The organism is Mycobacterium sp. (assembly GCF_044223235.1).
Taxonomy (GTDB): Bacteria; Actinomycetota; Actinomycetes; order Mycobacteriales; family Mycobacteriaceae; genus Mycobacterium.
The window spans coordinates 48,103-70,242 of record NZ_JBGAME010000019.1 but is presented as its reverse complement, the minus strand read 5'-3'; the positions used below and the strand labels follow the sequence as shown (position 1 = coordinate 70,242).

Genomic DNA, 22,140 nt, shown 5'->3' with positions numbered 1-22,140 from the left:
TTGACGTCATGGGCGCACGAGTAGGCATGACGTCATGATCGAAGTCACGTTGCTCGGGACCGGCAGTCCGATACCCGACCCCGACCGGGCCGGCCCGGCGACGTTGGTGCGCGCGGGCGCACAGACCTTTCTCGTCGACTGCGGCCGGGGTGTGCTGCAACGGGCCGCGGCGATCGGTGTGGGCGCGAACGCGCTGACCGCCGTGCTGCTCACTCACCTGCACAGCGACCACATCGCCGACCTTGGCGATGTGCTGATCACCCGGTGGGTCAGCACGTTCACACCCGACCAACCGGCGCTGCCGATCATCGGCCCGCCCGGTACCGGCGAGGTGGTCGAGGCCACGCTGCGAGCCTTCGGGTTCGACATCGGCTATCGGATCGCCCACCACGCCGATCTGACCGCGGCACCGCCCGTGACGGTCCACGAGCAAATCGACGGTGTTGCGTGGGACCGAGACGGTGTGCGGATCCGGGTGGCGCCGACCGACCACCGGCCGGTGACGCCGACGATCGCGTTTCGGGTCGAGCACGCGGGCGCATCGGTGGTGCTGGCCGGCGACACCGTGCCCTGCGAGAGCCTCGACGCGCTGGCATCAGGCGCCGGTGCGCTTGTACACACCGTGGTGCGCAAGGACCTCATGCAGCAGGCGGCGCTGCAGCGGATCCGCGAAATCTGCGACTATCACTCGTCGGTGGAGGAAGCGGCCGCCACGGCTGCCCGAGCCGGGGTCGGGATTCTCATCCTCACCCACTACGTCCCCGCCATCGCGCCCGGCCAGGAAGAGCATTGGCGGGCACTGGCGGCCACGACGTTTCCGCGGCAGATCGAACTCGGCGATGACCTGCACCGGGTCGAGATCCACCCGGGCGTCTGCGTCAAGCCAACCGGGTGATCTCCACGACCACGTCGAGGTCGGTCGATCCCTCACCGGAGTAGATGCCCTTGAGGGGGCTGACGTCGGAGTAGTCGCGGCCGACGCCGACGCTGACGTACTGCTCGTTGATTTCGGTGACGTTGGTCGGGTCGTAGTTCCACCAGCCGCCCGTCCAGGCCTGCAGCCAGGCATGGCTCTGGCCGTCGATGGTGTGGCCGATCGTCGCCTTGGGCTTGGGATGCAGATAGCCCGACACATAGCGCGAGGGAATTCCCATGCTGCGCAACAGGATCAACGTAAGGTGCGCAAAGTCCTGGCACACGCCTCTGCCTTCGCGGAGGGCGTCCAGTCCCGACGAGTGCACGCCGGTGGTTCCGGCGACGTAGTCCAGTTCGCCGTGCACCCAGTCGGCGGCCGCGAGGACGGCGTCCTGCGGATCGTGGTACTTCGCGATGCGCTCCCCCACGCGCGCGATCCGCTTGCTTTCCGGGGTGTAGCACGTCGGGCTGAGCACCTCGTCAAAGCGGTCGATCACGGCTTCGGTGCGAAGGTCTTCCCAGCTCGCCTTCTCCTTGGGAAGTTCACCGCGGTCGGTCTCGACCACCGAGGATGCGGTGACCTCCAGTTCGGTGTGCGGGGCGTGCAGATCGAAAGAAGTGACCGCGGTGCCCCAGTAGTCGACGTAGCGATAGGACCGGGTGGCCGGCACGGTCTCGACGCGGTTGAGGATGACGTTCTGGCGTGAGTCCGACCGGGGGGTCAGGCGTGCCTCGTTGAACGACGCGGTCACCGCCGACTTGTAGGCGTAGCCCGTCGAGTGCACCACCCGCATTCGCCACATCAGATCTCACCTTCCTCGATGACCAGTGCGCCGTTGCGTCCGGCGTCGGACCACGCCACCCACGGCGCGGAGTGGAAGTACTGCAGCGCCAAGGCTTCTCCCACCTCGCGACATGTTTCCTGCAGGTCGGCCAGCCGCCGTTCCAGCGAGTCCAGCAGGTCGCCGGGATGCAGGAATTCCAGTTCGCTGCGGGCCCGCCCGAGCAGCCGCTGCGCCTCGGCCGTAGCGCCCAGCCGATTGTGCGGCCGGTTGAGCAGCTCGTCGAGGCTGTGCTCGGCGAGCTTGAGCGAGTAGAAGATCGACCGCGGAAAGAGCCGGTCGAGCATCATGAACTCGACAACCCGACCCGCGTCGAGCACGCCACGATAGGTACGCAGGTAGGTGTCATGGGCCCCCGCCGAACGCAGCAGCGTCACCCAGGCCGGCGACGACGCGCTGTCTCCGACCCGGGACAACAGCAGCCGCACCGTCATGTCGACGCGCTCGATCGCCCGGCCGAGCACCATGAATCGGTACCCGTCGTCGCGCGACAGCGTCGAATCCGCCAGGCCGGCGAACATCGCCGCCCTGCCCTCGATATAGGACAGGAACTCATGCGGGCCGAGGCGTTTGGCGGCGCGTTCCTTGTCGGCGAGCGCGTTGTAGGTGGTGTTGAGGCATTCCCAGATTTCGGTCGAGGTGACTTCCCGTGCGCCGCGGGCGTTCTCACGCGCGGCCGAGATCGACTCGACGATCGAGCAGCCTCCGGTGGTTTCCTCGCCGAACGCGACGATGTCGGTCAGCGACCACACGTCCAGCGGTGAGTCGGGCGACTCGATGCCCAGCACCCTCAGCAGCGTCCGTGACGCCTGGTCGGGGTCGACGCTGGCGTCCTCCAGCAGCTGGTGCACCGTGACGTCGAGAATTCGCGCGGTGTCGTCGGCGCGTTCGACGTAGCGGCCGATCCAATACAACGATTCAGCGTTGCGAGCCAACATGATCCATCACCGCCCTACTGCTGTTGCTGCTGCTGGTCGTGCTGCAGCCCGTTGGTCTGTGCCTGGTGCTGCTGCTGTTGCGAGGAGGACGCCGCCGACGACTTCTCGACGCGGGCGGCCTTGGTGGCCTTGGCGGGCGCCTTCGGCAGCGCCCGGACCACCTCGGCACCGCCGAGTTCGCGGTCGGTCACCGCGCCACGCGAAGCCAGCACCCAGGTGTCCTTGGACCCGCCGCCCTGGCTGGAGTTGACCACAAGGGAGCCCTCCGGCAGTGCGACGCGAGTCAGCCCGCCGGGCAGCACCCAGACGTCGTCACCGTCGTTGACGGCGAACGGCCGCAGGTCGACGTGGCGGGGCGCGAGCTTGTCACCCACCTGAGTCGGAACCGTCGACAACTGCATCACGGGCTGCGCGATCCAGCCGCGCGGGTCCGTGCGGATCTTCTTGCTGATCGTGGCCAGCTCCTTTTCCGAGGCGTCGGGACCGAACACGATGCCGTACCCGCCGGACCCCTCCACCGGTTTGATCACCAGCTCACTGACCCGGTCCAACACCTCCTCGCGCTCGCTGTCCAGCCAGCAGCGCAGGGTGTCGACGTTGGCCAGCAGCGGTTTCTCGCCGAGGTAGTACTCGATGATCGTGGGCACGTAGGTGTAGATGAGCTTGTCGTCGCCCACGCCGTTGCCGACGGCGCTGGAGATCACGACGTTGCCTGCGCGCGCCGCGTTGAGCAGGCCGGCCACACCGAGCACCGAGTCGGGGCGGAACTGCATCGGATCCAGGAAGTCGTCATCGATGCGGCGGTAGACGACGTCGACCTGACGCTCGCCCTCGGTGGTGCGCATGTACACGGTGTTGTCCCGGCAGAACAGGTCGCGGCCCTCGACGAGCTCGACGCCCATCTGGCGGGCCAGCAGCGAATGTTCGAAGTAGGCGGAGTTGTACACCCCTGGGGTGAGCACCACCACGGTCGGGTCGGCGACGTTGTTTGCCGCCGCGTTGCGAAGCGCCCGCAGCAGGTGCGACGAGTAGTCGCCGACGGCTCGTACCCGGTTGGTGGAGAACAGGTTCGGGAAGACCCGCGCCATGGTGCGGCGGTTCTCCATCACGTAGGACACACCGGACGGCGAACGCAGGTTGTCCTCCAGGACACGGAAGTTGCCCTGCGCGTCGCGGATTAGGTCGATTCCGGCGACGTGGATGCGCACACCGTTGGGCGGAACGATGCCTGCGGCCTCGCGGTGGAAGTGTTCGCAGGAGGTGACGAGCCTGCGCGGGATGACCGCGTCGCGCAGGATCTCCTGCTCCCCGTAGATGTCGTCGAGGTACATCTCGAGCGCCTTGACGCGCTGCCTGATGCCGCGCTCCAGGCGGGACCACTCCGCAGCGGAGATGACCCGGGGCACCAGATCGAGCGGGAAGGGCCGCTCCTTACCGGACAACGAGAACGTGATGCCCTGATTGATGAACGCGCGCCCGAGTGCGTCGGTGCGAGCCGCCAGTTCCGATGCGTCCGACGGGGCGAGCTCAGCGAAGATCCCCTTGTAGGGACCGCGCACGTTTCCCTGGGCGTCGAACATCTCGTCGAACGCCTTGTCGTAGCTGCCGAGGGAGTTGTATCCGTCGAATATGCCTTCGTGGCGTCTTGACGTTCGTGAAGTGTTTCGCGACGTCCGTGCGGTGTCGGAAGGGAGGGTTCGAAGGCTCACAGCAGATATGCTGCACCACCGGCGCGGTTTCGGCAGGCCAGTGCCCGCATGTGTCGTGGTTGCGTCCGATTGGCGGCCCGAGCGCTTTTGGGTGTTTGCGTCTGCGCTGGTAGTCTGAACAACCGCTGCCCGCAACCGGGCGCGCATGACTTTTGGTAAACCCAGCCGAGAATTACGAAGGAACTACCGCGTGGCCAACATCAAGTCGCAGGAAAAGCGCATCCGCACAAACGAGCGCCGCAGACTGCGCAACCAGTCGGTGAAGTCCTCTCTTCGCACGGCTGTCCGCGGGTTCCGTGAGGCCGTCGCGGCAGGTGAGAAGGACAAGGCCGCCGAGCTGCTCGCGTCCACCAGCCGCAAGCTGGACAAGGCCGCGAGCAAGGGTGTCATCCACAAGAATCAGGCCGCCAACAAGAAGTCGGCCCTCGCGCTGTCACTCAACAAGCTCTGAGCTCCCGGCTTCAGCCAATCAGCTCCGCGTGGGGCAATAAGCTCCACGTGGGGCCGACAGCGCCAACAAGCTCGGTGAGTGCCGACATCAGTCGTCGGCCACCAGCTGCGCCACCTTGCGCACCGCCGCCTCCAGCGCATAGTCCGCATCCGCCGCGGCGCCCTTGACGTCGGCGTTGAGCGCGGCCACCAACCGCATCGCCTCGGCCACCGAGGTGCGCGACCAGCGCCTGGCCTGCTTCTGCGCCTTCTGTACCCGCCACGGCGGCATGCCGAGTTCACCGGCCAGCCGATACGGATCCCCGGACAGGGGCCCGACCCTGGCGATCGAGTGCACCGCCTCGGCCAGGGCATCCGCCAGCACGACGTGCGGCTCACCGCTGAGCATCGCCCACCGCAGCGCCTCGGCGGCCCCGGCGACGTCCCCGGCGACGGCCTTGTCGGCGATGTCGAAACCCTTGACCTCCGCCTTTCCCGAGTGGTAGCGACGGACCGCGGCGGCGTCCACCCGCCCGCCGGTGTCGGCCACCAGCTGCGAACACGCCGCGGCTAGCTCCCGCAGGTCGGAGCCGACCGCGTCGATCACCGCGCCGACTGTGTCGTCGGACACCTTGACCCCCAACGCGCGGAATTCGCCACGGACGAAGTCGGCCCGCTCACTGGCTTTCGTGATGCGAGCACAGGGATGCACCTGGGCGCCGAGCTTCTTCACCTGATCGGCCAGCGCCTTGGCCCGTCCTCCGCCGGAGTGGACCACGATGAGGACGGTGCCCGGAGGCAGGTCGCCCGCCGCGGTCGCGATCAGCGCCGCGGCCTCCTTTCCCGCCTCCGCGGCGGCCTCCAGCACCACCACCCGCTCGTCGGCGAACAGCGACGGACTGAGCAGTTCGGCCAGCTCGCTGGTGCTCACCTCGCCGGCGCGCAGCCGGTCGATGGGGATATCGGCCCCCGCAAACCCTGACGACGCTGACGAGCCACCTGAGGCCCCTGCGGCCGAAGTCCGGGTCGCCCGCAGCACCGTCGCGACCGCGCGTTCGACCAGCAGCTCCTCGTCGCCTAGCACCAGATGCAGACCGGCTCCCTGTTGGCTCACGTCACGATGGTGTCACGCCGACCCGACATGGCCTGTCAGGGTCCATGCCAGCAGGCACACCGCGCCGCCAACCACACCCACGCGCAGCCACCGCGACCGCCAGCCGAGCACCAGGGCAGCGCCGCAGAACGCCACCAGCAGCACCCCGAGCGGTCCGGACGGCACCGGCACGGAGGATCCGGGGACACCGGCTGCCCAGCCCGCCACCCGCAGCAGCCACCACAGTTCGGGTCCGGTGAACCGGATCAGCAGCTGCGCACCGGCGGGCCACAGCGTGTTCAGGGCGGCCGCGGCGGTGCCGATCACGGTGATGGGCGGGATCACCGCGGCGACGGCGATGTTGGCAACGACCGAGATCAGGCTCAGCGTGCCCGACATCCCCGCAACCAGCGGTGCCGTCACGATCTGGGCGGCGGCGGCGATGCTGACGACGTCGGCCAACGGTTTGGGCCAGCCGCGGGTGGTCAGCCGCCGCGACCAGACGGGCGCGATGAGGATCAGCGCGGCCGTCGCCGACACCGACAGCGCGAACCCGGCGTCCACGGCGAGGGCCGGTGCGCTGATCAGGAGTGCGATGACGCTGGCCGACAGCGCCGGAATGGCTTGGCGCCTGCGGTGGGTGAGCACCGCCAGCAGGGTGACCGCACCCATCGCCGCGGCCCGCAGCACGCTGGCCGAAGGTTGCACGACGATGACGAACGCGACAAGCGCGAGTGCGGCCAGCGCGACAGCGCCGCGCGGCCCGGTCACCACGGCGGCGGCCAGCACCGCACCGCAGACGATGGTGACGTTGGCCCCCGACACGGCGGTGAGGTGCGCCAACCCCGACGTGCGGAAGTCGTCTGTCGTGCGGCCGCTCACCGCGGAGGTGTCGCCGAGCACCAACGCGGGCAGCATCGCGGCCTGATCCGGCGGGAGGGCGCGCCGCGCCGCGTCGGCGAAGCCGCTCCGCACCCTCTGCGCTGCGCGAAGGATCGGCCCGGCCTCCCCTGGCGTCGGACGACCGGCCGCCGACAACACGGCGACGGTCAGGTCACGCCTGGTCGGCCGGTCGATCCGGGCGCGGAATGCCGCGGGCTGGCCCGCCGCCAGATCGGCGAAGCCACGGGCGGACGCGAAAACCACGACGCGGCCGTATGTTTCGGCATCGTCCAGATAATCCAGCGAACCCTGGAACATCACCCGGCCACCGACGGTGCGTGGGCTCTCAGCCGGTGTCACCACGACCGTGCCCTCCGTGCCGTACCGCATCGTGACGGGGTGGTCACGCAGATCCTGCACCCGCAGCCCGATTGCGATGGTGAACCCGGCACCCGCGCACACCGCCGCGAGGACGGTGGCCCCGATCCCGCCCGCCAGCGCCGACGATTTCCTGCGGACGGCGATCCACCTTGCTGCGGCCGCGATGATGGCGACCGCCCCGAGCGCCGCGGCCGCCGCAGCTCCCGCGTGCCAGATGATTCCCGCCGCCGTGGCCGCCCATCCCGTGACCGCGGCGGGGACCAGCCGCAGGTCGAGCCGATCGACGGCATCGCCCTGACCACCGGAAGCCGTCACACCCGGACCAGGTCGCGCAGCTTCTCCAGCCGGGCGGGGCCGATCCCGTCCACCTCGGCGAGTTGCTCCACGCTGGTGTACCGGCCGTTGGCGTCGCGCCAGGCCACGATGGCGGCGGCGGTGACCGGTCCGACCCCGGGCAAAGTGTCGAGCTGCTGTGCCGTCGCGGTGTTCAGATCGACCGCGTCGGGCGGCGCCGACGGGCTCTGCGCCGGCGCGGGAGCGGGTGATCCGGGTGCCTGCTCGGACGCGCCAATCGAGCTGCCCATCGAAGCGGGTTCACCCGGCGGCGGGGCGAGGCCGACGATGATCTGCTCGCCGTCGGCCACCCTGCGGGCCATGTTCAGTCCGATCAGATCGGCGCCGTCGATCGGACCGCCCGCGGCGTCCAGTGCGTCGGCGATGCGCGCGCCCGCCGCCAGCGTGACCAGTCCTGGCCGGTGGACGAGGCCGACGACACTGACGACCACCGCCCCCTGCCCAGCGGCAGGCGGGCCCGGGGTTGGGCCCTCCGACGAAACCATCTGCACCGGAGGAAGTTTCGCCGAGGCGACCGGCGGCGCCCCGTCCCGCATCAGGCTGAACACGGTCACCAGCACGGCAACCACACCGACCACCGCGAGCGCGATCACCCCGGCGCGGCCGGGATCGGCGCGGATGGCGGCGACCCATCCAGGCGAATCACCCCCCCGGTTGTCAGGCAGCCACCGCGACAGCGCGGTATCCGGCCGTTCCTCGGTGTCGTCGCCGCTGTCCGGGTCGGCCTCTGGGTTCAGGCGGCGATGCAGCCGCTCGGCGGAGGGTTCGGTTCGCATGGGCCCGACGGTAGGTGCGGGCGGGGACGGCCCAGGACGTCCCGGCGGCAAACGACAGCGAGTTGTGGATGAAACCGGGTTTGTGGATGGATCGGGATCATTCGGCGAGCTGCAGGCTCACGCCGACCGCTCCCCCGCCGACGTGAATAGACAACACCGGGCCCATGTCGGATACCGTCAGCGACTCGACCTGGGGCAACCGACGGGTCAGCGCCGCGCCGACCTCATCGGCCGCGTCGTGGTTATCCACGTGGTGCACCGCGAGGGATGCGCGCCGGTGACCGACGATCTCGGCGACCTGATCCACCATCGCGGCATGCGCCTTGGACACAGTCCGAATCCGCTGCGACAACACCAGCCGGCCGTCCAGATCCAGGCACAGCAGCGGCTTCAGCGACAGTGCGGTGCCCAACCATGAGGCGGCCGTGCCGATCCTGCCGCTGCGGCGCAGGTTGTCCAGCCGGTGCACGACGATGAACGAATGCCCGCGGGCCACGGCTGCACGGGCGGCAGCCTCGACAGCGTTGAGATTCGCGCCGGCTGCCGCCGATCGTGCAGCGGCCAACGCGACGAAACCCACTCCCATGGCGGCCGAGCGTGAGTTCACCACGCGTACGGCGGGGCCGAGTTCGCGTGCGGCCTGCACCGCCGAACCGAACGTGCCCGACAGCGCCGCCGAGATGTGCACGGCGACCACACCGTCGCCGCCGCTGTCATGCAGCGCCTGTCGGTAGAGCTCGGCCAGCTCGGCGGGCGTCGCACCCGCGGTAGTGGCGGTGGCCCGTTCGTGGATGTCGTAGGGCACCGCGTCGACGCCGTCGCGCAGATCGACGCCGTCGACGAGGACATGCAGGGGTGCCTGTCGGATCTCCCACTGCTTCATGTCGTCAGTCGCCAACCGCGACGACGAATCGGTCACCACGACGACGGCCATCGCTAGTCCACCGGATGCGACGGCGCCGCCTCGACGCCGCTCTGCGCGAGAGCTTTGAGCATCAGGTCGGCCACGGCCCGGTGCGCGTCGAAGTTCCAGTGGATCCCGTCGGGGTTACCCCTGCCGCTGGTGATGTGTTCGCCCACCGCGGCCTTCAGATCGACCAGCGGCACGTCGTGGCGGTCGGCCCACGCGGTGATCGCCCTGACCGTTCCCGCGCGGCCGTGGTGGGCCTTGCCATAGGTCTCGGCGATGTGCACGGACGGCAAACAGGCCACGATGGGTATCCCTGGTCGGTTGAAATCAATTGCGCCACGGGTCATTTCGAGATACTCCGCACTCAGGTGGGGCGGCAGCGCGGGGCGGGCGATCGGCGACAGCCGCGGCTGCACCCAACCGTAGCCGTCGCGCACCCAGCGCCGTAACGCCGGCGGCCGGAGGTAGCGGATCAGTTCACGCATCGCGGTCGGCAGTGGCGAAGGCAACGAGTCCATTCCCCCCGTCGCGAACACCACCGCCCCGGCGCGCGGCAGCGCCGCCCACGCCCTCGGATCCTGTGTCGCCGCCCACCAGACGTCGCGGCAGGTCCATCCAATGCGCCCTACCAGTTCGAGGTCCCAGCCGAGCTCGCCTGCCACGATGTTGGGCCAGATCCTGCGATCGTCGGCGGGCAACCCGCCTGCGGGCCCGTAGTAGGCCAGCGAGTCGGCGAAGACCAAAAGGACCGGTGCGGCACGTTCACAGGACATCGTTGGCGACCTGCGCCGAGGCGTTCCACACGTCCAGCCGCCATCGGATTCCCTCGAGTTGGGCGTCGGATGGGCCGCCCGCCCGGCTGTGACCCGACAGCTGCACCCAGCTGGCGTTGCCCATGCCGCCCAGCGCAGGCCAGTTGTCGACCGGCAGATCGAGCAGCGCCGCGGTCAGCGCGGCGATCAACCCGCCGTGCGCAACGAGGACCAGCGGCCGGTCCGGCTCGGCGCCACCTCGGTCAGATCCCCATTCCGGCTGGCTCGCGACCAGCTCGGCCACCACCGGCAGGCCGCGCGCGGCGACATCGATGCGGCTCTCGCCGCCGTGCGGGGCCCAGCGCGCATCGTCACGCCAGGCCAGCCGAGCGCCAGGAGCCATCGCGTCGACCTCCAGGTGGGTGAGTCCCTGCCAGTCGCCCAGGTGGGTCTCCCGCAGCCGGGTATCGACCTGCACCGACAACCCGGAGCGCTCACCCAGCGCCACGGCGGTGTCCAGGGCACGGCGCAGGTCCGACGACACGATGAGCAGGGGCTGCCGCTTGGCGAGCACCTCGGCGGCCGCCACCGCCTGCTCGCGGCCCAGGTCGCTGAGGTCGGTGTCGAGCTGGCCCTGCATCCGGCTGCCGGCGTTGTAGTCGGTCTGGCCATGCCGCAGCATGACCAGTCGGCGCACGCTCATCGGCGGCCGTCCCGATCCTTGTCCCCGTGAGCATCGAGATCGACGGGAACAACCGGGCAGTCCCGCCACAGTCGATCCAGGGCGTAGAAGTTGCGTTCGTCCTGATGCTGGATGTGCACCACGACGTCGACATAGTCGAGCAACGTCCACCGTCCTTCCCTGGCACCTTCGCGCCGGGCGGGCTTGTACCCGCCCAGCCGCATCTTGTCCTCCACCTCATCGACGATCGCGTTGACCTGGCGTTCGTTGGACGCCGAGGCGATCACGAAACAGTCGGTGATGACGAGCTGCCCCGAAACGTCGATGACGACCACATCATCGGCCAATTTGGACGCCGCCGCGCGCGCAGCGACCCCGGCCATCCGAATCGCCTCGTCAGTGGCGGTCATTTCGGCTCCTCGCGCAAGCGCTCGTCGGTCATGTCGGCTCCTCGCGCAAGCGCTCGTCGGTCATGTCGGCTCCTCGCGCAAGCGCTCGTCGGTCACCTCGGCTCCTTTCCGCCCCCCGTGTCCCTCGTAGAGCCTGCGTTTGGCGACGTACTGCACCACACCGTCGGGCACCAGGTACCAGATCGGCCTGGCCTCGCCGGCGCGCTCCCGGCAGTCGGTCGACGAGATCGCCAGCGCAGGCACCTCCACCAGGGTCAGCGCGTCGGGGGGCAGTTCGTCCAGCGCCGACGCGACGTGCTCGCCGTCGAGGTCGTAGCCCGGCCTGTTTACGCCCACGAATCGGGCGAGTGAGAACATCTCCTCCCAGTCCTGCCAGGTCAGGATGGACGCCAGCGCGTCGGCGCCGGTGATGAAGTACAGGTCCGTGCCGGGGTTGAGGGCGCGCAGGTCGCGCAAAGTGTCTCTGGTGTAGGTGGGTCCGCCCCTGTCGATGTCGACGCGGCTCACCGAGAACCGCGGGTTGGAGGCGGTCGCGATGACGGTCATCAGGTAGCGGTCCTCGGCCGCGGTGACGTACCGGTGGTGCTTCTGCCAGGGCTGCCCCGTCGGGACGAACACCACCTCGTCGAGGTCGAACAGATCGGCCACCTCGCTGGCCGCGACCAGGTGACCGTTGTGGATGGGATCGAACGTCCCACCCATCACGCCCAGCCTGCGTGGAGATTGCACAACCAGCCAGCTTACGGGGACGCCCCGGTCACACCGGCAACAGCTCGTCGATGACTGCGGCGAGCTGTTTGGCCGACCGGCATTCGTGCATGGTGATGATGTCGCGGTACCGGGGGACCGCCGAGTCGCCGGTGCCCCACAGGTTTTTGGGCTCCGGATTGAGCCAGTGCGCGTGCCTGCTGGCGCTGACCATGCGGCCCAGCAGGTCGGCCTCCGCCTTGCGATAGTTGTTACGCCCGTCGCCAAGGACCAGCAGTGAGCTGCGCGGCGACAGTGCCGCAGGGTACTTCTCCAGGAACGACACGAACGCGTTGCCGTAGTCGGAGTGCCCATCGCGGGTGTAGACGCCGGCCTCCCTGGTGATGCGCTGGATCGCCACGGCAAGGTCGGCGTCCGGTCCGAACAGGGCGGTCACCTCGTCGGTCGTGTCGATGAAGGCGAACACCCGGACCCGGGAGAACTGTTGGCGCAGCGCATGCACGAGCAGCAGCGTGAAGTGACTGAAGCCGGCCACAGAGCCGGACACGTCGCACAGCACCACCAGCTCCGGCCGCGCGGGGTGCGGCTTCTTGAGCACCAGGTCGATCGGCACCCCACCCGTCGACATCGACTTGCGCAGCGTCTTGCGCAGGTCGATCTCCCCCGCCCGCGACCGGCGCCGCTTCACGGCCAGTCGGGTGGCCAGCATCCGCGCCAGCGGCGCCACCACCCGCCGCATCTGGCGCAGCTGCTCACCGGAGGCCCGCAGGAACTCGACGTTCTCGGCCAGTTGGGGTACCCCGTACCTCTGCACGTGTTCGCGGCCCAGCTGTTCGGCGCTGCGCCGTCTGGTCTCCGCGTCCACCAGCTTGCGCAGCTGCGAGATCCTCTGGGCTGCGATCGCTTTGGCGATCTGCTCCTGGGTCGGCGTCGGCCCTTCACCGTACGGCGCGAGCAGACCCGCCAGCAGGCGGCCTTCCAGATCGTCGAGGTTCATCGCCTTGAGCGCCTGATACGACGAATAGGACGGGCCGCGGGTGGTGCTGTACCGGCCGTAGGCCTCGACGATCCGGGCGACCATCGAGGCCAGCCGGTCGTCGAGGTCCGCGACATCGGAGTTGGCGGTGAGCAACTCGACCAGCGCGGCGCGCATCGTCTCGATATCGGCGGACGCCGGCGCCCCTGCCCCGTCGCCATCGTCGCTATCGTCCGGCAGCACCGTCCGTGACCCCAGTGCCGCGGGGAAGAACAGGTCGAACACCGCGTCGTAGGTCTCACGGTGATCGGGGCGCCGCAGCACCGCGCAGGCAATCCCCTCGCGCAACACCGCACGGTCGCCCAGGCCGAGTTCGGCCATCACCTTGCCTGCGTCCACCGTCTCCGACGGACCCACCGAAATGCCGTGCGCGCGCAGCGCTTCGACGAACTCGACCAGGTGACCGGGCAGGCCGTGCGGGGCCAGCGGCTGCGGCGGGCACACCCGCCTGGCGGCGGCCATCAGTTCAGCCTGAGCTCGGCGCCCGCGCGTTGCTGATCGGACTGATGCTTGAGCACGACCCCCAGCGTCGCGGCGACCATGGCATCGTCGATGGTGTCGAAGCCCAGCGCCAGCACCGTGCGGCCCCAGTCGATGGTCTCGGCGACCGACGGCAGCTTCTTGAGCTGCATCCCGCGTAACACACCGACGATGCGCACCAGCTCCTCGGCCAGCCGCTCGGGTAGTTCCGGCACCCGCGACAGCAGGATCCGCCGTTCCAGGTCCGGATCGGGAAAGTCGATGTGCAGGAACAGACACCGTCGCTTGAGCGCCTCGGACAGCTCCCTGGTGGCGTTGGAGGTGAGCACGACGAACGGGGGCCGACGCGCGGTGATGGTGCCCAATTCGGGGACGGTCACCGCGAAGTCGCTGAGCACTTCGAGCAGCAGGCCCTCGATCTCGATGTCGGCCTTGTCGGTCTCGTCGACCAGCAACACCGTCGGCTCGGTTCGGCGGATCGCGGTCAGCAGGGGTCGCGCGAGCAGGAACTCTTCGGAGAAGACGTCGGTCTTGGTCTGGTCCCAATCGCCACCCTCACGTGAGCCGGCCTGGATGCGCAGGATCTGCTTGGCGTGGTTCCACTCGTACAGCGCGCGTGCCTCATCCACCCCCTCGTAGCACTGCAGCCGCACCAGACCGGAGCCGGTGGCCTGAGCTACCGCGCGCGCCAGTTCGGTCTTGCCGACCCCGGCGGGCCCCTCCACCAGCAACGGTTTGCCGAGCCTGTCGGCCAGGAACACCGCCGTTGCGGTCGCGGTGTCGGCCAGATAGCCGGTCTCGGCCAGCCGCGTGACGACATCATCGATGTCGGCGAACAGCGGTGCCGAGCGTGCGGGCACGCTCATCGGTTGGGTCCTGTCCTGGTCCGGTCGGTCAAGCGGGACGGGTTTGGCCGTCGCCCCACACGATCCACTTCGTCGACGTCAATTCTGGCAGACCCATCGGTCCGCGGGCGTGCAACTTCTGCGTGGAGATGCCGATCTCGGCGCCGAAACCGAACTGCTCACCGTCGGTGAACGAGGTGGATGCGTTGACCATCACCGCGGCGGCGTCGACCTGCTCGGTAAACCGTTGGGCCGCTGCGAGATCCGTTGCCACGATGGCTTCGGTGTGCCCGGTGCCGTACTCGTTGACGTGGGCGATGGCCGCGTCCAGCCCGTCCACGACCGCCAGCGCGATATCCATCGACAGGAACTCGGCGCGCAGCTCCTCCTCGGACGGATCGGTGTGCACCGTCACACCGGCAGCCTGCAGTGCGCCCACCAGCCGGGGCACCGCGCGGTCGGCGATCGACGCGTCCACGAGCAGCGATTCGGCGGCGTTGCACACGCTGGGCCTGCGGGTCTTGGAGTTGAGCAGGATCCGTTCGGCCACATCGAGATCCGCGGTCTCGTGGACATAGACGTGGCAGTTCCCGACACCGGTCTCGATGGTCGGCACCTGCGCGTCCCGCACGACCGCATCGATCAGGCCCGCCCCCCCGCGCGGGATGACCACGTCGACGAGTCCGCGGGCCCGGATCAGGTGGGTGACGCTGGCCCGATCGTGGCTGGGCAGCAGCTGCACCGCATCGGGCGGAAGGCCCTCGCCGAGCAGCGCGTTGCGCAACGCGGCGACCAACGCGTCGTTGGAGTGCGCGGCCGACGAACTGCCCCGCAGCAGGACGGCGTTGCCGGACTTCAGTGTCAGCCCGAACGCATCGACGGTCACGTTCGGCCTGCCCTCGTAGACGATGCCGACCACGCCCAGCGGCACCCGCTGCTGGCGCAGCTGCAGGCCGTTGGGCAGGGTGCGTCCCCGCAGCACCTCGCCGACGGGATCGGGCAGCCCGGCAACCTGGCGCAGCCCCGCGGCGATCCCGTCGACGCGCCGCGGGTTGAGCGCCAGCCGGTCGAGCATCGCCTCGGACGTGCCCGCCGCGCGCGCACCGTCGAGGTCGGCGGCGTTGGCCGCCAGGATCTGATGGGTGCGGGCCAGCACGGCGTCGGCCGCAGCGTGCAGGGCCTGGTCCTTGGTGGCCGTGCTCAGAGTGGCCAGCGCGCGGGCGGCTTTTCTGGCGCGCCGGGCGGCGTCGTGGACCGCGCGGCGCAGCGCCTCGGGGTCGTCAGCGGCGGCGGTGGTCGGGGACGAGGTCGGCAGCGGCTCTGCTTGCACACTCATCCGCCCAGCGTATCGGACCCGAAAGCGGCCGCGGCGGGTGTCAGCACTGGACTAGCGTTACAGACCATGGGGTTGCCCCGGGTCTGTGTGGTCGGCAGTGTCAACGCCGATGTGACGTTCGTCGTGAAAACGCTGCCGCGGCCGGGGCAGACCGTGCTGGCGTCCTCGGTGTCGCACGCGCCCGGCGGAAAGGGCGGCAACCAGGCGGTGGCCGCGGCGCGGGCCGGGGCGGCGGTGCAGCTGGTCGCGGCGCTGGGCGAGGATCAGGCGGCCGACCGGCTGCGCATCCACCTCAACGCCAACGCGGTCGGCCTGGACGCGGTGATGAGCCTGCCGGGCACCAGCGGTGCCGCCGTCATCATGGTGGATGAACGGGCCGAGAACGCGATCGTCGTCGCGCCGGGCGCCAATGCCCACCTCACGGTCGACTCGCCCGACGCCTATGTCGCCATCTCGGCCAGCGACATCCTGTTGATGCAGTTGGAGATTCCGGTCCCGACGGCCATCGCGGCGGCCCGCATCGCCAAATCCGCCGGCGCGCTGGTCATGGTCAATGCTTCACCGGCGGGCGCGCGGCCCCACGATTTGCTGGCCCTGGCAGAGCTGGCCGACATCGTCGTCGTCAACGAGGCCGAGGCTCGCGAATGGCATTGGCCGGTAACGCATCTGGTGATCACCCGTGGCTCACGCGGCGCCAGTTACCTAGGTCGGGACGAGCGGTTCGACGTGTCCGCGCCCGCGGTCGACGCGGTTGACACAACCGGGGCGGGTGACGTGTTCGCCGGGGTCCTCGCTGCGGCCTGGCCGGGTGGACACGAGAAGGCGCTGAGCCGGGCCTGCGTCGCCGCGGCCTTGTCGACGCAGCGGCATGGGGCCGGTGACTGCGCCCCCGAAGCCCCTGCGATCGACGCCGCGATGGCGCGCTGGCGGATGTAGCGTCGGCGGCGTTCACTCCGACGGGATGTCGCGTTCGATCTCCTCGAGCCAGGTGCGCGCCGACATGTCTGAAGGTGCCCGCCAATCCCCCCGCGGCGAGAGCGATCCGCCCGCGGACACCTTGGGCCCGTTGGGCAGTGCCGAGCGCTTGAACTGGCTGAACGAGTAGAACCGCTGCGCGAAGACGGCCAGCCAGTGCCGGATCTCCTTGAGCGAGTATGCGGGCCGGTTCTCGACGGGATACCCGGGCGGCCAGTCGCCGCAGGTGGCGTCTCCCCACGCGTGCCAAGCCAGGAAGGCCACCTTCGACGGCCGGAACCCGAAGCGAAGCACGTTGAACAGCGAAAAATCCTGCAGCGCATAGGGTCCGACCTTCGCCTCGCTGCTCTGCACCTGCTCACCCTCGGCGGTTGGCACCAGCTCCGGGGTGATCTCGGTGTCCAGCACGGATCGCAGTGCGGCGTTGATCGGGTTGTCTGCCTCGGCGCCGAACTGGTGCGACGAGATGACCCAGCGAATGAGGTGCTGTATCAGCGTCTTCGGCACGCCGCCGTTGACGTTGTAGTGCGACATCTGATCGCCCACGCCGTATGTCGACCAGCCGAGGGCGAGTTCGGACAGGTCGCCGGTACCCAGGACGATCCCGCCGCGCTGATTGGCAAGCCGGAACAGGTAATCGGTGCGCAGACCGGCCTGCACGTTCTCGAAGGTGACGTCGTAGACCTTCTCACCGCGGGAGAACGGGTGACCCATCTCGGACAACATCAGCTCGGCGGTCGGCCTGATGTCGATCGTCTCGAACGTCACCCCCAACGACTCGGCCAGGCGGGTGGCATTGGACTTGGTGCGCTCGCCGGTCGCGAATCCAGGCAGCGTGAACGCCAGAATGTCGCTGCGCGGCCTGCCCTCACGATCCATCGCGCGGGCGGCGACGATCAGCGCGTGCGTCGAATCCAGCCCGCCCGATACCCCCAGCACCACCTTCGGGAAGTTCAGTGCCCGCAGCCGCTGTTCAAGGCCGGACACTTGGATGTTGTAGGCCTCATAGCAATCCTGTTGCAGCCGTGCGGGATCGGAGGGCACAAAGGGGAACCGCTCGACCTCGCGGCGAAGGCCGATGTCGCCGGCGGGCGGATTCAGCTCGAATTCGACCGTCCTGAAGGAGTCTACGGTGATGCCGTGATGCCTGCGGTTGTCGTCGAAGGTGCCCATGCGCAGACGTTCGGCCCGCAGTAATTCCAGGTCGACGTCCGCGACAGAGCGCCGCTCCCCCCTCGGGAAACGCTCGGACTGCGCGAGAAGCGTCCCGTTCTCCCAGATCATCGTCTGTCCGTCCCAGGACAGGTCGGTCGTGGACTCACCCTCGCCCGCGGCGGCGTAGATGTATGCAGCCAGGCAGCGCGCGGAGGCCGACCTCGCCAGCAGGCTGCGGTCCTCGGCCCGGCCGATGGTGATGGGGCTGCCGGACAGATTGGCCAGGACCGTCGCGCCCGCCAGCGCCGCCTCCGCGCTGGGCGGGACGGGGACGAACATGTCCTCACAGATCTCCACGTGCAGCACGAAGCCCGGGATGTCAGAGGCGGCGAACAACAAATCCGGTCCGAACGGGACGTTGGCGCCGCCGACCCGGATCACGCCGCTCTCCAGGTCACCGGCGGCGACTTGGCGGTGTTCGTAGAACTCCCGGTAGGTCGGCAGGTAGGACTTCGGTGCGACGCCCAGCAGCCGGCCGCGGTGGATGACCGCGGCAGTGTTGTAGATGCGGTGCAGATGGCGCAGCGGCGCCCCGACAACCAGCACGGGAAGGAGGTCCGCCGAAGCGGACACGACGTCGAGGAGCGCGGTTTCGACCGCCTCGAGAAGCGCATCCTGCATCAGGATGTCCTCGATCGAATAGCCCGACAGCGTCAGCTCGGGAAACACCGCGAGCCCGACGCCGTCGTCATGGCAATCGCGGGCCAGCCCCAGCACCGAATCCGCGTTGGCCGCGGGGTCGGCGAGGGTGGTGTGGTGTGTACAGGCGGCCACGCGCACGAAACCGTGCCGATACACCGAGTAGAAGTTCATCGTGTCTCATTCTGGCCCCTGAGGGCGCTCGCGACGCGGCAGGCGTCGATATCCGGGGTGGCTCAGCCGGCCACCCGCTGTCCCGTCCGACCCTGCTCGAGTGTGGGACACCTACCCGCGGGCCGACGCCCAGGACGACCCTGACCAGCCCCGATCCGGCGACTGAGGCCGGGTCGCATACCCTCGATGGCGTGGAAGCCCCGGAACTCGTCACCCTGTTGCAGGGACGGCGGCTGGTCGTGCTGACCGGCGCCGGAATGTCCACCGATTCGGGCATCCCCGACTATCGCGGCCCCGACTCGCCGCCGAGCAATCCGATGACCATTCGGCAGTTCACGTCGGATCCGGTGTTCCGGCAGCGCTACTGGGCCCGCAATCACCTCGGCTGGCGGCACATGGACCAGACCAGGCCCAACGCCGGGCACCGCGCGCTGGCCACTCTGGAACAAGCCGGGGTGGTGACGGGGCTGATCACGCAGAACGTCGACCTACTACACACCAAGGCCGGCAGCCGCACGGTGGTGAACCTGCACGGCACCTACGCCCAGGCGGCGTGTCTGGACTGCGGGCGCACCATGTCCCGTACAGCGCTCGCCGACCTGCTCGAGGCGGCTAATCCCGGCTTCCTGGACCGCGCAGGGGCGGTCGGCGGAATCGCGGTGGCCCCCGACGCCGACGCCGTCGTGCACGACACCTCGTCGTTTCGGATCGTGGACTGTCCGGCCTGCGCGGGCATGCTCAAGCCCGACATCGTCTACTTCGGCGAGAATGTGCCGAAATACCGTGTGGAACAAGCCTATTCGTTGTTCGACGACGCAGATGCACTGCTTGTCGCCGGCTCGTCATTGACGGTGTATTCGGGCTACCGTTTCGTCCGCCACGCCGCGGCACTGGGTATCCCAGTCGCCATCGTCAACCGTGGGCCGACCAGGGGCGACGACCTGGCCGACGTCAAGATCGACAACGGCTGCTCACCGATGCTCGCGCTGCTGGCCGACGAACTGCCCGCAATCGCTCAGACGGCCACCAGATCGTCGGCGTGAACGGCGGGCCTGCGTAGCTCGGCGGGTAGTTCGGACGTTGAGCGGCCCAGCATGGTGGCCAGCTCACCCGCGTCGTAGTTCACCACACCACGGGCCACCGTGGTCGTGTCCTGCGCCCGCAACTCCACCACGTCGCCGCCGTAGAACCGTCCGGTCAGCCCGGTGATCCCGGCGGGCAGCAGGGAACGGCGTTGCCGCACAACGGCACGCACAGCGCCTTCGTCCAGCGTCAACGCCCCGGTGGACTCCGCGGCGTACCGCACCCAGAACCGACGGGCCGACATCCGCTCGGCGCGCGGTGCGAACACTGTGCCGACCGAGGCGTCGGACAACGCGGTCGCCGCATCCGCCGCGGCCGCGAGCAGCACCGGAACACCTGCGTCCGCGGCCAACAGCGCAGAGGACAGCTTGGATGCCATCCCGCCGGTCCCCAGATGGCTACCCCGCCCGGCGATTACACCGTCGAGGTCGTCGGGCCGCGCCACCTCGCGGATGAACCGGGCGGGCTGATCGGCGGACGCTTTGCGCGGATCGCCGTCGTAGAGCCCGTCGATGTCGGACAGCAGCACCAGCGCGTCTGCTCCGACGAGATGCGAGACCAGCGCCGAGAGCCGGTCGTTGTCGCCGAATCGGATCTCGTTGGTCGCCACGGTGTCGTTCTCGTTGACGATCGCGACGGCATGCAGGGCGCGCAGCCGGTCCAGCGTGCGCTGGGCGTTGTTGTGCTGCACCCGCATCGAGATGTCGTGGGCGGTCAGCAACACCTGACCGACGGTGCGGTTGTACCGGGCGAAGGCCGCACTCCACGAGTTGACCAACGCGACCTGTCCGACGCTGGCCGCGGCCTGCTTGGTAGCCAGATCCGCGGGCCGTTTGGTCAGGCCGAGCGGTTCGATACCCGCCGCGATCGCGCCAGAGGACACGATGACCACGTCGGAACCCGCCTCCATCCTGGCCTCGATCGCGTCGACCAGGTATTGCAGCCGGCCTGCGTCGAACACCCCGGCCGGCGTGGTCAGCGCCGTGGTGCCGATCTTGACGACGATGCTGCGGGCCGTACGGATGGTTTCGCGGTGCACCGACACCGCCGAGGCGCCCATCACGATTCACCGCCTGGCCTGCGGCGCTCCTGGCGGGCGGCCTTGCGTTCGGCGGCCGAGGTGCGGTCGGTCTGTTCCAGGCGGGTGTCGGTGCCGCGGCCGGACATCGGCAGGTCGACGCCTGCCGGTGTCTGCGGGTCCCAGTCGAAGGTCATGTCGCCGATGGTGACGGCACAACCCGGTCGCGCACCGAGCCGCAGCAATTCGTCCTCGACGCCGAGCCGGGCAAGCCGGTCGCCCAGGTAGCCCACGGCCTCGTCGTTGTCGAAATCCGTTTGCCCGATCCATCGTTCGGGCCGGGTGCCCCGCACCACGAAGCCGCCCTGCCCGTCGGACTGGACGGTGAAACCGCTCTCGTCGACGGGGACAGGCCGGATGACGGGGCGCCGCGGCGCGATCGCGGGCTGCGACTCGCGGTAGGCCGACACCATGTCCCACAGCGCGAAGGTCAACGGGCGCAGCCCGATACGCGCGACGGTCGACACCTCGAAGACCGGCCAGCCGAACCGGCGGGCCACTTCATCGCGGACGAACTCGGCCAGCTCACGGGCATCCGGCACGTCGATCTTGTTGAGCACCACCGCCCGCGGCCGGTCCGCCAAGTCGCCCAGCGTCGAATCGCCTTGCAGCGTCGGCGTATACGCGGCGAGTTCGGCTTCCACCGCTTCGATGTCGGAGATGGGGTCGCGGCCCGGTTCCAGCGTCGCGCAGTCGACGACGTGAACCAGCACCGCGCACCGCTCGACGTGGCGCAGGAAATCCAGGCCGAGCCCCCTGCCCTCGGAGGCGCCGGGGATCAGCCCGGGCACATCGGCAACGGTGAAGGTGTGATCCCCGGCGGACACCACACCGAGGTTGGGCACCAGCGTGGTGAACGGATAGTCGGCGATCTTGGGTTTGGCGGCCGATATGGCCGACACCAGCGAGGACTTCCCCGCCGAGGGGAAACCGATCAACCCGACATCGGCGACGGTCTTCAGCTCGAGTGTGAGATCGCGGGCCTTCCCCTTCTCGCCGAGAAGGGCGAATCCGGGCGCCTTGCGGGCACGGGATGCCAACGCAGCGTTGCCCAGACCGCCGCGCCCGCCCGCGGCGGCTTCGAAGCGGGTGCCCGCCCCGATCAGGTCCGCGAGTAATCTGCCGTGCTCGTCGAGGACCACGGTGCCGTCGGGCACCCTCAGCTCCAGGTCGTTACCCGCGGCGCCGTCGCGGTTGCTGCCCGCACCCTGTTTGCCCGATGGGGCGACGACGTGCGGATGGAAGTGGAAGTCGAGCAGCGTGTGAACCTGCGGGTCGACAACCAGCACGATGCTTCCGCCGCGCCCGCCATTGCCGCCGTCAGGGCCGCCGAGCGGTTTGAACTTCTCGCGATGGACTGACGCGCAGCCGTTCCCGCCATTGCCCGCCCGCGCGTGGATCACGACGCGGTCTACGAAGCGCGGCATTGCGATGAACCTCCGAATGTAACGTCATGGCGGGAAATAGGCTTGCGATCCCGCCGTGTCGTTACAGTCGC

At 69.2% G+C, this 22,140-nt stretch carries 21 protein-coding genes; 4 read left to right on the top strand and 17 right to left on the bottom strand.

Features of this window, described 5'->3' with window-relative positions:
- Window positions 1–34 precede the first annotated feature (34 nt).
- Complete coding sequence (locus ADBZ6K_RS19790) at window positions 35–895, top strand: ribonuclease Z (RefSeq protein WP_526349813.1); 861 nt, start codon at window positions 35–37, stop codon at window positions 893–895.
- Here the strand turns inward: ADBZ6K_RS19790 and ADBZ6K_RS19785 are convergent.
- The 3 genes from ADBZ6K_RS19785 to ADBZ6K_RS19775 are packed head-to-tail and all read right to left on the bottom strand — an operon-like array spanning window position 879 to window position 4,404.
- The gene (locus ADBZ6K_RS19785; RefSeq protein WP_526349811.1) at window positions 879–1,718 is read right to left on the bottom strand and encodes a transglutaminase-like domain-containing protein; all 840 of its coding nucleotides are present in this window, start codon (window positions 1,716–1,718) and stop codon (window positions 879–881) included. The two genes, ADBZ6K_RS19790 and ADBZ6K_RS19785, sit on opposite strands and share 17 nt — an antisense overlap.
- Window positions 1,718–2,695 carry an alpha-E domain-containing protein gene (locus tag ADBZ6K_RS19780; protein ID WP_526349809.1) on the bottom strand — a complete coding sequence of 326 codons (978 nt, stop codon included), beginning with the start codon at window positions 2,693–2,695 and terminating at the stop codon, window positions 1,718–1,720. Before ADBZ6K_RS19780 ends, ADBZ6K_RS19785 begins: the two co-directional genes overlap by 1 nt.
- 14 nt (window positions 2,696–2,709) lie before the next feature.
- A complete protein-coding gene (locus ADBZ6K_RS19775) occupies window positions 2,710–4,404 on the bottom strand; it encodes a circularly permuted type 2 ATP-grasp protein (RefSeq protein ID WP_526349807.1) in 1,695 nt (564 codons plus the stop codon).
- Between the two features lie 190 nt (window positions 4,405–4,594).
- On the opposite strand from ADBZ6K_RS19775, the gene rpsT reads away from it, so the two are divergent.
- On the top strand, window positions 4,595–4,855 hold the full coding sequence (gene rpsT / locus ADBZ6K_RS19770; RefSeq protein ID WP_526349805.1) for a 30S ribosomal protein S20: 261 nt from the start codon (window positions 4,595–4,597) through the stop codon (window positions 4,853–4,855).
- A gap of 87 nt (window positions 4,856–4,942) precedes the next feature.
- Here the strand turns inward: rpsT and holA are convergent, their stop codons facing one another.
- The 11 genes from holA to ADBZ6K_RS19715 all read right to left on the bottom strand — a co-directional run bounded on the left by holA (window position 4,943) and on the right by ADBZ6K_RS19715 (window position 15,478).
- On the bottom strand, window positions 4,943–5,947 hold the full coding sequence (holA, locus tag ADBZ6K_RS19765) for a DNA polymerase III subunit delta (RefSeq protein WP_526349803.1): 1,005 nt from the start codon (window positions 5,945–5,947) through the stop codon (window positions 4,943–4,945).
- 12 nt (window positions 5,948–5,959) lie between these two features.
- Window positions 5,960–7,504, bottom strand: coding sequence for a ComEC/Rec2 family competence protein (locus ADBZ6K_RS19760; protein WP_526349801.1), 1,545 nt, complete (start codon window positions 7,502–7,504; stop codon window positions 5,960–5,962).
- Window positions 7,501–8,319 (bottom strand): ComEA family DNA-binding protein, encoded by an 819-nt coding sequence (locus ADBZ6K_RS19755; protein WP_526349798.1) that lies wholly within the window; start codon window positions 8,317–8,319, stop codon window positions 7,501–7,503. Before ADBZ6K_RS19755 ends, ADBZ6K_RS19760 begins: the two co-directional genes overlap by 4 nt.
- A gap of 97 nt (window positions 8,320–8,416) precedes the next feature.
- A complete protein-coding gene (locus tag ADBZ6K_RS19750) occupies window positions 8,417–9,253 on the bottom strand; it encodes a DegV family protein (protein WP_526349796.1) in 837 nt (278 codons plus the stop codon).
- Window positions 9,254–9,255: 2 nt separating this feature from the next.
- The gene (gene octT / locus ADBZ6K_RS19745; RefSeq protein ID WP_526349794.1) at window positions 9,256–10,002 is read right to left on the bottom strand and encodes a diglucosylglycerate octanoyltransferase; all 747 of its coding nucleotides are present in this window, start codon (window positions 10,000–10,002) and stop codon (window positions 9,256–9,258) included.
- Window positions 9,992–10,684 carry a glucosyl-3-phosphoglycerate phosphatase gene (gpgP, locus tag ADBZ6K_RS19740; RefSeq protein ID WP_526349792.1) on the bottom strand — a complete coding sequence of 231 codons (693 nt, stop codon included), beginning with the start codon at window positions 10,682–10,684 and terminating at the stop codon, window positions 9,992–9,994. Before gpgP ends, octT begins: the two co-directional genes overlap by 11 nt.
- Window positions 10,681–11,073, bottom strand: coding sequence for a ribosome silencing factor (gene rsfS / locus ADBZ6K_RS19735; RefSeq protein ID WP_526349790.1), 393 nt, complete (start codon window positions 11,071–11,073; stop codon window positions 10,681–10,683). The genes gpgP and rsfS overlap by 4 nt, the downstream gene beginning before the upstream one ends.
- Window positions 11,074–11,133: 60 nt before the next feature.
- Entirely contained in the window at window positions 11,134–11,784 is a 651-nt protein-coding gene (nadD, locus tag ADBZ6K_RS19730; protein ID WP_526349883.1) for a nicotinate-nucleotide adenylyltransferase, read from the bottom strand.
- A gap of 46 nt (window positions 11,785–11,830) precedes the next feature.
- A complete protein-coding gene (locus ADBZ6K_RS19725) occupies window positions 11,831–13,279 on the bottom strand; it encodes a vWA domain-containing protein (protein ID WP_526349788.1) in 1,449 nt (482 codons plus the stop codon).
- Window positions 13,279–14,163, bottom strand: coding sequence for an AAA family ATPase (locus ADBZ6K_RS19720; RefSeq protein WP_526349786.1), 885 nt, complete (start codon window positions 14,161–14,163; stop codon window positions 13,279–13,281). Before ADBZ6K_RS19720 ends, ADBZ6K_RS19725 begins: the two co-directional genes overlap by 1 nt.
- Window positions 14,164–14,191: 28 nt before the next feature.
- Window positions 14,192–15,478, bottom strand: a complete 1,287-nt coding sequence (locus ADBZ6K_RS19715; protein ID WP_526349784.1) for a glutamate-5-semialdehyde dehydrogenase — start codon at window positions 15,476–15,478, stop codon at window positions 14,192–14,194.
- Window positions 15,479–15,544: 66 nt separating this feature from the next.
- Here ADBZ6K_RS19715 and ADBZ6K_RS19710 point away from each other — a divergent pair, with 66 nt between their 5' ends.
- On the top strand, window positions 15,545–16,414 hold the full coding sequence (locus tag ADBZ6K_RS19710) for a ribokinase (protein ID WP_526349781.1): 870 nt from the start codon (window positions 15,545–15,547) through the stop codon (window positions 16,412–16,414).
- 12 nt (window positions 16,415–16,426) lie between these two features.
- Here ADBZ6K_RS19710 and ADBZ6K_RS19705 read toward each other — a convergent pair whose 3' ends face one another.
- Window positions 16,427–18,481, bottom strand: coding sequence for an NAD(+) synthase (locus ADBZ6K_RS19705; protein WP_526349779.1), 2,055 nt, complete (start codon window positions 18,479–18,481; stop codon window positions 16,427–16,429).
- Between the two features lie 191 nt (window positions 18,482–18,672).
- On the opposite strand from ADBZ6K_RS19705, the gene ADBZ6K_RS19700 reads away from it, so the two are divergent.
- Window positions 18,673–19,524 carry an NAD-dependent protein deacetylase gene (locus ADBZ6K_RS19700; protein ID WP_526349777.1) on the top strand — a complete coding sequence of 284 codons (852 nt, stop codon included), beginning with the start codon at window positions 18,673–18,675 and terminating at the stop codon, window positions 19,522–19,524.
- On the opposite strand, the gene proB is transcribed toward ADBZ6K_RS19700, so the two are convergent.
- Window positions 19,497–20,624, bottom strand: coding sequence for a glutamate 5-kinase (gene proB, locus ADBZ6K_RS19695; RefSeq protein ID WP_526349775.1), 1,128 nt, complete (start codon window positions 20,622–20,624; stop codon window positions 19,497–19,499). The genes ADBZ6K_RS19700 and proB overlap by 28 nt on opposite strands.
- A complete protein-coding gene (gene obgE / locus ADBZ6K_RS19690) occupies window positions 20,624–22,069 on the bottom strand; it encodes a GTPase ObgE (protein ID WP_526349773.1) in 1,446 nt (481 codons plus the stop codon). Before obgE ends, proB begins: the two co-directional genes overlap by 1 nt.
- Window positions 22,070–22,140 lie beyond the last annotated feature (71 nt).

What these genes read in the sequence shown, in the direction of transcription:
- ADBZ6K_RS19790 (WP_526349813.1), top strand. Translation starts at nt 35, where the DNA reads ATGATCGAAGTCACGTTGCTCGGGACCGGCAGTCCGATACCCGACCCC.
- ADBZ6K_RS19785 (WP_526349811.1), bottom strand. Translation starts at nt 1,718, where the DNA reads ATGTGGCGAATGCGGGTGGTGCACTCGACGGGCTACGCCTACAAGTCG.
- ADBZ6K_RS19780 (WP_526349809.1), bottom strand. Translation starts at nt 2,695, where the DNA reads ATGTTGGCTCGCAACGCTGAATCGTTGTATTGGATCGGCCGCTACGTC.
- ADBZ6K_RS19755 (WP_526349798.1), bottom strand. Translation starts at nt 8,319, where the DNA reads ATGCGAACCGAACCCTCCGCCGAGCGGCTGCATCGCCGCCTGAACCCA.
- ADBZ6K_RS19750 (WP_526349796.1), bottom strand. Translation starts at nt 9,253, where the DNA reads ATGGCCGTCGTCGTGGTGACCGATTCGTCGTCGCGGTTGGCGACTGAC.
- octT (WP_526349794.1), bottom strand. Translation starts at nt 10,002, where the DNA reads ATGTCCTGTGAACGTGCCGCACCGGTCCTTTTGGTCTTCGCCGACTCG.
- gpgP (WP_526349792.1), bottom strand. Translation starts at nt 10,684, where the DNA reads ATGAGCGTGCGCCGACTGGTCATGCTGCGGCATGGCCAGACCGACTAC.
- rsfS (WP_526349790.1), bottom strand. Translation starts at nt 11,073, where the DNA reads ATGACCGCCACTGACGAGGCGATTCGGATGGCCGGGGTCGCTGCGCGC.
- ADBZ6K_RS19725 (WP_526349788.1), bottom strand. Translation starts at nt 13,279, where the DNA reads ATGGCCGCCGCCAGGCGGGTGTGCCCGCCGCAGCCGCTGGCCCCGCAC.
- ADBZ6K_RS19720 (WP_526349786.1), bottom strand. Translation starts at nt 14,163, where the DNA reads ATGAGCGTGCCCGCACGCTCGGCACCGCTGTTCGCCGACATCGATGAT.
- ADBZ6K_RS19715 (WP_526349784.1), bottom strand. Translation starts at nt 15,478, where the DNA reads ATGAGTGTGCAAGCAGAGCCGCTGCCGACCTCGTCCCCGACCACCGCC.
- ADBZ6K_RS19710 (WP_526349781.1), top strand. Translation starts at nt 15,545, where the DNA reads ATGGGGTTGCCCCGGGTCTGTGTGGTCGGCAGTGTCAACGCCGATGTG.
- ADBZ6K_RS19705 (WP_526349779.1), bottom strand. Translation starts at nt 18,481, where the DNA reads ATGAACTTCTACTCGGTGTATCGGCACGGTTTCGTGCGCGTGGCCGCC.
- proB (WP_526349775.1), bottom strand. Translation starts at nt 20,624, where the DNA reads ATGGGCGCCTCGGCGGTGTCGGTGCACCGCGAAACCATCCGTACGGCC.
- obgE (WP_526349773.1), bottom strand. Translation starts at nt 22,069, where the DNA reads ATGCCGCGCTTCGTAGACCGCGTCGTGATCCACGCGCGGGCGGGCAAT.